Below are 11,779 nucleotides of genomic sequence, written 5' to 3' on the forward strand. Positions count from 1 at the left end.
GACAGATAATTTACGTAAGTTAAATAACTTATGATTATTGTGTAATTCGGATGCTAGGTAATCACTTCTGGAGGATAAGCCGCTGAATACAGCTGTTTAATTTTATGTAACCCAACCCATAACTATCAAATCAGATAAAGCTGTTTACTGAATGATTTATCTATATTCTCAGTTATTATAATGTCGTATTTTTGCTAGTTTAAGGGTTTCTGAAAGCTAATGTATAAGGTAGATGCGATGACAATTAAAGCGAAAAAGCAAATGAGTGCAAATTATTGGATAAGTCTGCCACGCATTCTAATTCGTGGTCTACCAGTCATTCCTGTAATAAGCCACTATGTAGGATTAGCTTTAATATGGGCTTCCAAGCGTTTTTTGTAATTTTGAATAAAATTACTCAACTCTATAACATCAGTGTTACTTAACTTACCAATATGTTTTCCGCTTCTTAATATTTCACGAAAATCAAAGCTCATTGTGCTACGAATATCAATGTAAGATGACTTTTTTAAATTCGCTTGTCTCCAATCTCGAATCGGATAATATTGCAACTTAATATAATCTGATTTGTCCTTGTACTGGCTTGTAATCGAATCTAAAAGCACAACAGTTAAATTAGTTTTACCAATTTCAACTGTATAACGTTCTTTACCTTCAAGTGTATCAGAACCAAATCTTACGAAAATTCTATAAATATCACCAACAGCCATGTTTATTGCCCTTCTGCTTCTTCAAACACCCCTTTTGGGTTCAAAAGCATATGTTTGATCGGTTGACCAGTTAACTGAGCAATATCCAAAAGATCACAAACCATTTGTTGTCCTAGCTGTTCACTTCGAGCAGCTTCAACGATTTCCTGCATGTTTTGAAATTCTTCAAAGCTCAGAACAACAGCTTCGGGCGTATTGTTCGTGCAAACAAAAACAGGTTTATGGCTATCTTTGACACCTTGAACAATTTTGCTCCAAGATTTGCGAACATCAGTCGCAGAAACAGTCGCACCGTTAATAAAAGTTAAGCCATTCATATCTAAGACCTCATACTATATGGTAAATATTGTATCATATTTGCCATATAGTATAACCTTGTTTCAAGCATATAATATCAGCACTAGCTATGTAATTTATTCTTGATGGTCTACTTGGAATAGGAATGACTGGTAGGGTGTGAATAAGAATGGGTGGCAGATTTACACATGAATATGCAAATGAGCATCAAACGCTCAAAATATTATATTTTTATGCGAGATGGTTTTAATGACATTGCGAATTATGACCAAATTGGAAGGGTTCCGAGAAAATTAGTTTAAGAAGATGAGCTAATTAAAGTGGGTTATGGCTTTTATACCAAAGCAATAAAAAAATCAAATTACCGGCAAAGTAATACTAACCTGTCCAGAAGCCAGGGATGAAGTGATCTTATAAACATTAAAAAGATGAGAGGTGCAGGTTACGTTGGGGGAGGCTACGGAAAAATACTTATCTGGCCCATCTATCGAGATTTTAGCCTTTACTCAAATTAAAACCCTAGGTCATTTTACATCCCAATTGTCTGTAATTCATAGTTAATTAATGCATGATTTAAAAAATCTGTTAATAAATGTCGCTGAGCTACTGGGTATTGGCGTAATTTCTGTTGTTGAAAAATGTTACTTTATTACCGAATTTTTAAATTTATTTTGAATTATCTTACAAAATAGCCTAAGAATTATACTTAGGCTATATTTTTAAGAACCAAGTTCATAATCATAACTCTTATCTACCGTGGATTCGTTACGCTTGCTAATTACTGTCGCGAATTGATTTTTATAAAAATTATCAGCTCTTTCCTTCTTATTTAAAATATCAGGATTTCTAGATTCCAAGCTTAATTCTTTCCTTGGAGATTTTGATCCAGACCTGGCAGTTTTAGCTGGCCAATCACCAACTGGACTACTCTTAATTAAAGCATTCACTTTTTGTTGAGGGAGGCAAATTCAATATTGATATTTTCTGAATCACTTCCTCTAGACTTTTTTATCTTGATTTGTGAGTTTTTTACTGAGCATTTAAATAATGGAGTTTTACTAATTTTCATTAGACTATCCAAATTTATAAGGTGTAGTTATACTTAATTTTACTTGTGCCATGCCGAGTAAAATTTCGGTTATCTCTTCATAAGTTAAGTCAGGGTTATCTTGTGCAATTTTTCCAATTCTTGCCCAATATTCAACTTGTTTTGTTACGCTTCGACTATCTGCTTTTCCATAGATTTTAGCTTGATCGATAATATCCTTATCAATTTTAATAGGCTTTGAAGTCATGTTTTGTCCTCATATAATGATATATAAATAATAGATCTCTTGCGAAAGTCATTATTGCAAGTTTATCCGGTTTACGAGTGCAGTAATTAAGTTAATGCGTAAGCCGAATCTTTTCCGTCTATTTCGATAGCGTTCACTTAATATTCTAAATGTTTTCAATTGACTATTAATGTGTTCGATCACAACTCGTATTTTTCCAATCATTTTATTGTACTTTTTCTCAACATCAAATAAGGGTAAATTCTTCTTTTTCTTTATTGGCATCAATAATTTAAAGCCATCTTGCTCTAATCCGTAGTACCCTAGATCAGTCATAACATATTCACAATGTTTGAATTTCTTAACCGTTTTTCTTGCCAATTTAATGTCATGCTGACTGCCATTCGATATATCTAGCCCTATGATTTGTTTGCTGTTCGGATGATAGATCACTTGTACTTTTAGCGTATATTTCTTCTTTTTACCACTGTAGAATTTACTCTGATTTTTTTTTCGGACGTTCTATTGAACATTCTGTCGCATCAATAATTACCCAGTTAAAGTGTTCGTCTGCCGTGGTAATGCTTCGTTTTGGCAGAGTAAAACGTCTTGATTTCATCAATGCATCTTCAACCTTTTTAATGGTTCGATTCACATTACTTTCAGCGATATGGTAATTTGCCGCTAATTCCAGTTGAGTGCTGTAGTTCCGTAAGTAATTGAGAGTTAATAACAACTGATCCTCTATATCTAAAGTATGAGGACGACCTGATTTCTTTTTGAGTGATTCTGCTTTTTCTAAAACCTCTACCATTTCAGTAAAAACATGTCGAGGTACGCCAACCAAGCGTTTGAATTCAGAATCTGAAAAACGATTTAATTTCTGATATCTCATGAAATTTATATTGAGGTGGTTTTTACTTTCGCAAGAGGTCTATTATTAATGTCTCAGTTTATTTCATTGTAAAATTATTTATTTAAGATCATCCAATATTTACAACCTAGCGCATTAAATAAATACTAAGTGTTTGAATTATAATTAGTCTATAGATTGAAAATAACTATCTTCGTTTAAATTTAAATATAATTTTTAGTAAAGAAATAAATATTTATTGTTAATTTTGTTAATAAATAAATATGTAATACTTATATAATTCAATAGCTTATTAAAAATAATTTGTTATAAATATCACATTAGTTAATATATATATTAATAATTCACCATTAATTCATTATTTATAACTTATGCATTTTATCTTACATAATAATGATAGGACGGTATAAATATGACTACTCGAAATAATGAAAATGATACAGATACTTCTAAGCGTGGATTTGCAAGTATGGATCCAGAAAGGCAACGCGAAATAGCAAGTCAAGGTGGGAAAGCAGCGCACGAAAGCGGAAATGCTCACGAATTTACTTCAGAAGAGGCGCGTGAAGCGGGAAGAGCTGCTCACAGGAGTGGAAATGCTCATGAATTTACTTCAGAAGAAGCACGAGAAGCGGGCTCACGTAGCCATATAAACGATAAAAATTCTAATAATCGCGGCAGCAGCCGTGATGACGACGATAATGATCGTGGTGGCCGATCAGGTGGACGTAGTCGCAGCAGCAGCCGTGATGATGACGATGATGATCGTGGTGGCCGCTCAGGTGGTCGAGGTTCAGGTAGCACCCCATCGCGTGATGAACAAGGTCGATTTACTTCCAGATAGTTGTTTTATAGTGATATAGGTTAAGTAAATTTCATTCAAGTCAGTATGTTACTGGCTTGAATGAAGTTATAAGGTTATATTTTTAATTGATAGCCAGATGTATGATTAAAGTTTTTGAAACAGTTGAAAAGGGGGAGTCTATGTCTAATAATGAAAATGATATTATTAGAAGATTAATTAGAATTATTGATGCCCAGGGTGAATCCAATCCAAACAAAAGAGTGGCGGCTATTTTAGCACTTAGTTACAGAAGTTTAGCTCCTAGAGAGAGCGCAAAAATTTTTATAAGAATTATAAATACAAAAATTGGACGAAGTGATGAAGAGAAAATTGCTTCAATTATTGCTCTTGGTAAACTTGGACAAGTATTTGCTGAGGATACTCTTAGAGAAGTGATTGGGGGATTGACGGAGTATAGTGAACAGGTAAAGAATGTCGCTATTGATACTTTAGATTTTTTAAAAATAACCGAATTTGAAGAAATCAAATCTTAGCTTTGGACTATTGGACTTAACCCTTTTAAGTTGAGAGTTTTTATAAGAAAATCTTTAGCTTTTTAATAAATAACTCTTCTAGAATCAATGCAATAAATGTTAAATGAAGGACGATAAAGATAAATCCTGTTCGGATTGATCGGGGGAAAGATGCAAATTTTGGAATATCGCTATTCCTCGATAGATCCTAAAATATTCGCCCCTTTTTGCTCATCAGTGATTTCTGTCTAAGAGTATTAATCTAAATTTTATGAATTGAAGAAGGTAATAAAAAGCCTTATAGTCTCTCCCAAAACTATAAGGCTTAATGTTACAACTTTCCTTGGAAGGCTTACTTGTAAGTAAGTTCTTATTTATATTGTTATTATTATTTGATTTTTAATTATATTCATCAAATTGACTTAAATGATAATTACAAAAATTAACAGTATTAGATAGCGGCAATTTCCTATTTTCATGTAAGCCTTATCTTACTAAAATAAAATTATTTATTTATTTAAATCCTTAAATAAGGATTAAAAATTCAGTTTAATTAAAAAATTAATTAAACTATAAGTTATTAATTAATATCAAATTAATCTACCTACTAAGTTAAAGTGCAATTAAGATAAAAATATTTAGGGTCTATAAAAGCATGAAATTACATATAGGATGAAATCTGAAAAATGCTACTTTAATTTCTACTTTATTTTTGGAAATTTTTTCTAGTTTCTCCAGCCACTTGAAAGTGTAGCTTTTTTCATCTCATATCTTTATGAAGTGAGTGCCTAAACATCATTTATTAGTCTCTACAGTTAAATTTAGAAATGAAGGTAGAATCCCCTCTAAAATGAGAAGGATTTCTAATTTTTTCTGACTTAAATGAAGGAAATCAAAAAAATCTAAATTGCATAACTCCATGAATTGTTCTATATTAAATACTAAGATAAAAGCTAACTATAAGATTTTAATAACTTTAGTTTAAAATTATAGATGAGAAATACTAATGGAATATTGGAATATTATTTTATTAATATCGACTATTACAATAGTAGGATTAGCTGTTATCACTCTATTCATAGGGCGTAAAATTTGGAAAAATCTTGTAGCAACCTTAATAATATCAATACTAAGTAGCTTTCTTATCTTGTGTGCTTTAAATTTTTTATCAGGATATGGGGTTCATATACCATGGAATAACCATAATCGTTGGCATGAGATTCTAAATCTAGAAATAAGTCTAATGAGTTTGGTTATAGGAGGCGTACTTACCTTTATCATTATGTTAGGTACGCTTATTGCTAAAAATAGTAAGTAATCTAATTCTGTTTAAACCGATAGCTCTCTGAGCTGAATTTTTAGTTTATTTAAACGCTCTAATTGCTATGCACATGAAAGTTAGTGATGCCAAAAACTTTATTGACACCATTGCAAATTATGATTTGAGTCGATGATATTACCCTTAAGAAATGCTTAGAGACCGAAAACTCTTTTCACTCGATATCATTTCACCCTGAGGCTGATCATAATCACATGATGAAGCTCATCTTTACCTAATACATGCATGACTTCGATACACTCAATCGTGATCTAAGTCATCTCTATAAATTAAATGCAATATAGATATATGGACCTCGTATTAGGAAAAGAGCGTATTTCAGCTATAGTGACCGAGGTTTTAGTAATTCAGTAAAGATTTTGTAAATAAGCTCATCGAAAGATGGAATTTTTTTATGACGGGACTATAAATTTTTATAATATTATAGGTTTACATAAAAGATAAGAAAATGTAAGAAATTTTTTCCTAATTAATTCAAAATAGGTAGTCGTTACAAAATGTATAACTGGGAGAAAATAAAATGCCTATAAACAATTATTTACCGGCACTAGAACAAGTTTATGAGTTTTTAAAAGAAAGACCCGGGTTTATAGGACAAAGCAAATTTAACAATACAATAGAGTATTTTAGAACTTTGCATGAAGGCAGTCCTGAGGAATTTAGATTCGAAGCACCGCATAGGGTTTATGGAAAATTTGGTTCTAGCCCGATGATTAACTTAAAACTTGTTCCTGATTTTAATGATAAAAGTAACTTTATTGAGTGGGTATACTCACAACTAAATCATTAGATTCTTAGAGTAAGAAGACTTACCAAATAGTAAATTTTTTCATTTAACTTTCACATCATACTCAAATAATTGATTTAAATTTAGTACAATAAGTAATCAAAACAGGGTTGGAAGGCTACAAATCCTAATGATAATCTTATTCTAAAATCATTAAGCATTTGAGTGAGGTAAGCAATGAAATTATTGAATTTGCTTGGGGTGAGCCTAGTAACAAGTTATTGTATAAAAGTGATAAAAAACGGAAATATACATACCGAATCTGACTTTGATAAAGTGGTTAGAAAAGCGTTATTAAAAGATTTTGTAAACTAAAAAATTTGATAAATATCTATTGATATTTATCAAATAAAAAGCTCACTATTGGTAGGTTTTTTAAGGTCTCATTCAACAAATAGGCGTCATACTGAAGCTCATATTTAAATCATGATTAGTCCTAAGCGAAATGCAAAAGGATCATGATTCTAAGTGTAGTACTATCAGGGCTTATATTCTTTATCCGTTTCTCGGGTTATAAATTTTCTAAACAAAAAGTTAGATAGTGTACAGATACTATTTGTGGAGTCTGAAACCTGTTCTTAGCCTTCTCTTAAGATAATTAATCTAAAGATCTCATCAAAAATTAGACTTTTCCGAATGAGAATTTATTTCACGAAAACAAAACAACCTAAACTTAACAGGATTAAACATTTTATCTATATTTTATATATTGTTAGGTTAAGTATTAAGTGCTACTTTAAATCTGCGAATACAAGAAACGTATGTAAGACGAAGAAAATGACTGCAACATTAGCCCACTTAATTTCTTGATTAAGTGGGCTTTTAATTATTAAGAAAAAAACAATACTTTGTTTTTTGAGGGAGCTATTCTAATGTCCAGAATTAATTTATTCTTTAGAAAAGAATGGATCAATATCATGAATGTTTTTTCTATGGAAGAGTTGAGGTCACTACTCGTGGCTACTACACAAGAGAATGAGAAGTTAAGGGAAGACAATCAAAGGCTATTACTAATTGTCACTGATGCTACTAAGCAAATAAAAGAGGCGAGCAATATGGCGGAAAAATATCAACGAATGTTTAATAATTTATCTGAATCTGTTAAAGCTAAATATGACAATGAATTCAGCATTGATAACATTCCAGGACACTAAAATGTATATTTGATTAATTTCCAATCAAGTCTTTAATAAATAATAACTTAAGACAAACATCTCCATACACATTACTTATACTTATTATACTTTTCATTTGAATTTTTAATGATATATTTTAGTCATTCCAAGAACTTAACAATTAAAACAATGTAATGTGAATTGAAAAGCCTCCTTGATTAGCAGCAATTAAGTAGGCTTTTTATTTTCATCAACAGTAAGTAAATCCACATACTAAAAAGGGGAAATTTATGCTCCGATTTATCTTATGTTTCGTTGGATGCCATGGTGTTTCTGAGTTTGATCATACCGAAGATAATAAAGATATTAAGGTATGTCGTGACTGCCTGAAAAAGGTTAAGTAATTCTTAGCCCAGCCACTTAAATTATTATTGGAGAAGGTGGAAATAAATTAAAGTTCATCAATGGGGGTAGCTTTCGATATATCTTATAAGTACCTATTTAATGAGCTATTTTATTTGATTAAAAATTGTCCAAGATCTTAGTGTGTATCCCAACTTCATTCACCTGTCTTAATTTTTATTTAACCAATTTAGAGGAAAATTAACTAAAATATTCATTAGATAAGTGTTCTTACATAAATCTTCTGTATTTCACTTATAAATATTAATCGTTTTACATACCCAGACATTGCTAATACTTTACCAGGTAGTTTTATCCTCTACACTAAGTTTACGTTTTAGAACATGTAGAGGAATTCAAATGAATAAGTATACAAAAATTCTATTACTTACTTTCACTAGCTTCATTGTGACCACAACAGCTATAGCCGATGAAGCTATTGCTCCGGAAGCTACTGCAGCTGCAGAAACTCAACAGGCTGCCTTAGAATACCAACATGAATTAGAGCAAGAATCTCACTCCTCTAAGGATTAAACTTAAGCCCTCACCAGAGGGCTTTTTAGTAATAGATAAACTGACTCAATCTATGTTTAAAGGTATTGTTTTATGCAAGCTGGAAGTTTTCTTGATCTGTAAAACCCTCTATAGCAACGATATCTGGATCAATAAAAATAAAATGCTTAAGACCCGTATAAGTATTACCTTTTTTATATAATTAACTTCGCCACAAGCCTCCCTTTGATTCTGAAATATAATAACATCAGGGTCAGATAATGATTTTATGAGAAATTTTATTAGATTAGTATATTGATTTTCTTATGTTATCTTAAAATTAGAATCATTATTACTCGCTCATAAGTATTACAACCAACCAAGCCTAACTTAAAAATAATAGAGCTGCCTTTCTCATAACCTTTATACTTTTTCTTAACCACTCAGAATAGCTTTACTTATCAAATAAAAAACCATTCCAAGGAATGGTTTTTTAGAGTATCCGTATTAGTTAAACATTTGCCCGAATTGGTGAATAACTAGCATAAGAGCAAGGGCTGAAGATGATGTCGCAAGCATTTCTACTTTATTCATTATATTTCCCTCCTACTTTTATTATTCTATTTTTATACCTTACTATAAGAACCATTCGCAACATTAGATAAGTAAAAATTTATAACAAAATTCAAGTATTAAACTCCATTTTTACGATGGTTTATTTTTTGGGTTTGATCGTTAAAAATTTACTATCATTAAAACTAAAATAATTTACTTGATCAGTTCGCTAATCATCTCCTAAATCTGTGGATTTGACTTTAAAGTAATGCTTACCTTTTTCAAGATTTATCAGCGATTCTAATTCTTCTATTTCCCTCAATACTCTTTATCTTGAATATTATCAATAAAAAATGACTTTAGGATTAGTTTTTCAATAAAAGATATTTTCTATGGAAATAACTTGTATGTTTAGTCTTTTCATAAATAGCAAATTTTTCTGTATCTATAGAGTACACCCCAAAGTAACGTCATGGCAGCTAAAATCCTGAACCTAAAATCAATGGTTTAGAAGCTGTGAAACATCATCTTAGCAACGATTAAAACAAGTCTTAGATTTATACGTGACACTAAACAGCCAGTTGTATTGCACTGGCTTTTTCAATTTATATAACGTGTATTATGTTAATTTTAGAAAATATTAAAAATCACCATTAAATTGGATAGCATCATCCATGATTTCATACGTATACAGCTATGTAACTCGAGATCCCTTTCATAGTGAAACTAGAGTTGATATAAAGACGATAAGTTGGAAAGATTTAGCAACACTAATTAATAAAGTGTTTTTTCAGGGTGGAGAGATCAATATTATTAAGGCTGATACACAATATAATGAAGAGTTTTCTGCACTTGTATATCATGATTTAGATAGTTACAGCTTTGTTTGTGATAAAAGATATGGTTATTTATTAGGCTGTAGTATCTATGAAAATCAGGAATACCCAGAAGGGGGTTACCTTCGTTTAATTAATAAAAATGAAATACAACCTGAGAAAATATATACCTTTGCACCTTACGATGATGAGTGGAGTGCGCGATATGTTAATCAAGACATAGAAACTGCTTTAAAAATATTTAAAGAAATTTACAACAATGGATATCTTTCAACTGACTCTAAAAAGCTGTTTAAAGATAATTTTAGTATCTGATTTTATTCTGTTTAACATAATGGCGCTTATACGAAACGCAAAATAAATAGTGTTAAATTTCAAAAAGTTATGTTATAAAAAATCGGGGACGCAAACCCGAAAAGCCGACTTGGAAACAAGTCGGCTTTTTTATGAGCAGTTTTGATATATTCCGCCAATAAAATTGATCAAAATTTAATCAAAATGAAACTTTTCTCAATGTTCCCGGACTTGCCAGGGCAAAAAATATCCCCAATTTCTGCGGATAAAACTGGGATATTTTTTAGGCAATGTTGTACGCATTTGCTTACGTCAATTCCGGCCCTTTGCGGCTATACGGAATACTGGAATTTTTCTATGATTGAGTCATATAGGAACAGGATGTTCCGGAACAAAAAATAATAATAATAAGTTCAAGCACCAGGAACGTGAGGTAGAACAGCAGCTACCAGAGATCGCACAATAAAAAACCCTGACAGGATGTCGGGGTTTTTTATTATTAAAATTGCTTCAAGAGTGTCTAGAATCTGCTGAGTCATAAACAGCATTATTTTCACGTCTACCCACTGCAATGACTAATACAACAATCTCATTATCTATAACTTCATATACTAGGCGATAGCCAATACTACGAAGTTTAATTTTATAGCGATTAGGATGGCCTGATAACTTATTCTTAGGAATTCGTGGATTCTCTAAAACTTTAATAAGTTTCTTTTTTAATGGCTGCTTAATACTTGGGTTAAGCTTATCCCATTCTTGTAATGCTTCTTCTAAAAAATCTAATTTATAACTCATTTATATTTACTCGGATGCGCTTTTGATTCGCACGAGCATCTGCAATTTTATTAAGTTCTAAGTCTTCCAACGTCTCCATCATAGTTTCATAGAGTTCAGCGGGAATACAATAAAAAGCAGGAGTGTTACGGTTAAGAATGGCAACAGCTTCTCCTTTACCTGCTAGTACAGTATCCATAGGACTTTTCTTGAGTTCTGTAATACTTGCAGTCATTCGTGCATGGATTAGTTGAGTCATGATTAAGCCTCTATATAGTTCATGGTTTGCAGTATTGGAAATATTGATACGAGATGATTTGAATATTTAATTAGCTGGAATACTGTGGCTTCTCTTCTGAGCCTATTACTGATCTGCTTAGTTCGTTCTATTTCATCTAATTTTTTAGGATTAATTAACTGCGATATTAATTGAAATTGGGCTTTAACATCTTTTCTTTTAGCAATAGCCAAAGTGATCCTTGTTATACAATGCATAACACGAGTCACGCTATTTGCAAGCTCTTCAATGCTGCTTAGAACATTAAGACCTGTTCTTAAATTTTGATGTATATTTTCTTCAGTATCATCCTCCATTAAAGAAAAAAGATAACGTAGCTCTTCTATTCGAGCCATGTCTTCTTTTTCTTCATTACTAATTTTACTTAATTCTGTACTCATATAATCCTCTGCTTCCTAGAGGACTATATCAC

At 31.4% G+C, this 11,779-nt stretch carries 13 protein-coding genes and 1 pseudogene; 7 read left to right on the forward strand and 7 right to left on the reverse strand.

Annotated elements, in window-relative coordinates:
- Positions 1-335: 335 nt before the first annotated feature.
- The 4 genes from AC3CAU_RS15100 to AC3CAU_RS15115 all read right to left on the reverse strand — a co-directional run bounded on the left by AC3CAU_RS15100 (position 336) and on the right by AC3CAU_RS15115 (position 3,176).
- Positions 336-710, reverse strand: a complete 375-nt coding sequence (locus AC3CAU_RS15100) for a hypothetical protein (RefSeq protein WP_447054524.1) — start codon at positions 708-710, stop codon at positions 336-338.
- Positions 711-712: 2 nt separating this feature from the next.
- Positions 713-1,027: a type II toxin-antitoxin system Phd/YefM family antitoxin gene (locus AC3CAU_RS15105; protein ID WP_447054523.1), complete on the reverse strand. Its 315-nt coding sequence runs from the start codon at positions 1,025-1,027 to the stop codon at positions 713-715.
- Between the two features lie 1,053 nt (positions 1,028-2,080).
- A complete protein-coding gene (locus AC3CAU_RS15110) occupies positions 2,081-2,302 on the reverse strand; it encodes a ParD-like family protein (protein ID WP_447054520.1) in 222 nt (73 codons plus the stop codon).
- 51 nt (positions 2,303-2,353) lie between these two features.
- Positions 2,354-3,176, reverse strand: a protein-coding gene (locus AC3CAU_RS15115; protein WP_447054061.1) for an IS5 family transposase whose coding sequence is annotated in 2 segments (ribosomal slippage) — positions 2,354-2,794 and positions 2,796-3,176 — 822 coding nt in all. Because the reading frame shifts where the segments join, the coding sequence is not laid out codon by codon here.
- A gap of 391 nt (positions 3,177-3,567) precedes the next feature.
- Between AC3CAU_RS15115 and AC3CAU_RS15120 the strand changes: the two are divergent.
- From AC3CAU_RS15120 to AC3CAU_RS15150, 7 genes and pseudogenes are all read left to right on the forward strand, one after another.
- Positions 3,568-3,978, forward strand: a pseudogene (locus AC3CAU_RS15120) (KGG domain-containing protein); the annotation flags it as partial.
- A gap of 161 nt (positions 3,979-4,139) precedes the next feature.
- Positions 4,140-4,493, forward strand: coding sequence for a hypothetical protein (locus tag AC3CAU_RS15125; RefSeq protein ID WP_447054519.1), 354 nt, complete (start codon positions 4,140-4,142; stop codon positions 4,491-4,493).
- A 985-nt stretch (positions 4,494-5,478) separates the two neighbouring features.
- Positions 5,479-5,790, forward strand: coding sequence for a hypothetical protein (locus AC3CAU_RS15130; RefSeq protein ID WP_447054518.1), 312 nt, complete (start codon positions 5,479-5,481; stop codon positions 5,788-5,790).
- A 541-nt stretch (positions 5,791-6,331) separates the two neighbouring features.
- Complete coding sequence (locus tag AC3CAU_RS15135) at positions 6,332-6,601, forward strand: hypothetical protein (RefSeq protein WP_447054517.1); 270 nt, start codon at positions 6,332-6,334, stop codon at positions 6,599-6,601.
- 869 nt (positions 6,602-7,470) lie between these two features.
- Positions 7,471-7,752: a hypothetical protein gene (locus AC3CAU_RS15140; RefSeq protein WP_447054516.1), complete on the forward strand. Its 282-nt coding sequence runs from the start codon at positions 7,471-7,473 to the stop codon at positions 7,750-7,752.
- Positions 7,753-8,475: 723 nt separating this feature from the next.
- On the forward strand, positions 8,476-8,649 hold the full coding sequence (locus AC3CAU_RS15145) for a hypothetical protein (RefSeq protein WP_447054515.1): 174 nt from the start codon (positions 8,476-8,478) through the stop codon (positions 8,647-8,649).
- A 1,187-nt stretch (positions 8,650-9,836) separates the two neighbouring features.
- The gene (locus tag AC3CAU_RS15150; RefSeq protein ID WP_447054514.1) at positions 9,837-10,313 is read left to right on the forward strand and encodes a hypothetical protein; all 477 of its coding nucleotides are present in this window, start codon (positions 9,837-9,839) and stop codon (positions 10,311-10,313) included.
- Positions 10,314-10,802: 489 nt separating this feature from the next.
- Here the strand turns inward: AC3CAU_RS15150 and AC3CAU_RS15155 are convergent, their stop codons facing one another.
- From AC3CAU_RS15155 to AC3CAU_RS15165, 3 genes are read right to left on the reverse strand one after another with little or no spacing between them, the layout of a single operon-like run.
- Entirely contained in the window at positions 10,803-11,090 is a 288-nt protein-coding gene (locus AC3CAU_RS15155) for a type II toxin-antitoxin system RelE family toxin (RefSeq protein ID WP_447054513.1), read from the reverse strand.
- A complete protein-coding gene (locus tag AC3CAU_RS15160; protein WP_053578851.1) occupies positions 11,080-11,328 on the reverse strand; it encodes a type II toxin-antitoxin system Phd/YefM family antitoxin in 249 nt (82 codons plus the stop codon). The genes AC3CAU_RS15155 and AC3CAU_RS15160 overlap by 11 nt, the downstream gene beginning before the upstream one ends.
- A gap of 2 nt (positions 11,329-11,330) precedes the next feature.
- Complete coding sequence (locus AC3CAU_RS15165) at positions 11,331-11,747, reverse strand: hypothetical protein (protein WP_447054511.1); 417 nt, start codon at positions 11,745-11,747, stop codon at positions 11,331-11,333.
- Positions 11,748-11,779 lie beyond the last annotated feature (32 nt).

Source organism: Acinetobacter sp. GG23 (genome assembly GCF_057766365.1).

What these genes read in the sequence shown, in the direction of transcription:
- AC3CAU_RS15100 (WP_447054524.1), bottom strand. Translation starts at nt 710, where the DNA reads ATGGCTGTTGGTGATATTTATAGAATTTTCGTAAGATTTGGTTCTGAT.
- AC3CAU_RS15105 (WP_447054523.1), bottom strand. Translation starts at nt 1,027, where the DNA reads ATGAATGGCTTAACTTTTATTAACGGTGCGACTGTTTCTGCGACTGAT.
- AC3CAU_RS15110 (WP_447054520.1), bottom strand. Translation starts at nt 2,302, where the DNA reads ATGACTTCAAAGCCTATTAAAATTGATAAGGATATTATCGATCAAGCT.
- AC3CAU_RS15125 (WP_447054519.1), top strand. Translation starts at nt 4,140, where the DNA reads ATGTCTAATAATGAAAATGATATTATTAGAAGATTAATTAGAATTATT.
- AC3CAU_RS15130 (WP_447054518.1), top strand. Translation starts at nt 5,479, where the DNA reads ATGGAATATTGGAATATTATTTTATTAATATCGACTATTACAATAGTA.
- AC3CAU_RS15135 (WP_447054517.1), top strand. Translation starts at nt 6,332, where the DNA reads ATGCCTATAAACAATTATTTACCGGCACTAGAACAAGTTTATGAGTTT.
- AC3CAU_RS15140 (WP_447054516.1), top strand. Translation starts at nt 7,471, where the DNA reads ATGTCCAGAATTAATTTATTCTTTAGAAAAGAATGGATCAATATCATG.
- AC3CAU_RS15145 (WP_447054515.1), top strand. Translation starts at nt 8,476, where the DNA reads ATGAATAAGTATACAAAAATTCTATTACTTACTTTCACTAGCTTCATT.
- AC3CAU_RS15150 (WP_447054514.1), top strand. Translation starts at nt 9,837, where the DNA reads ATGATTTCATACGTATACAGCTATGTAACTCGAGATCCCTTTCATAGT.
- AC3CAU_RS15155 (WP_447054513.1), bottom strand. Translation starts at nt 11,090, where the DNA reads ATGAGTTATAAATTAGATTTTTTAGAAGAAGCATTACAAGAATGGGAT.
- AC3CAU_RS15160 (WP_053578851.1), bottom strand. Translation starts at nt 11,328, where the DNA reads ATGACTCAACTAATCCATGCACGAATGACTGCAAGTATTACAGAACTC.
- AC3CAU_RS15165 (WP_447054511.1), bottom strand. Translation starts at nt 11,747, where the DNA reads ATGAGTACAGAATTAAGTAAAATTAGTAATGAAGAAAAAGAAGACATG.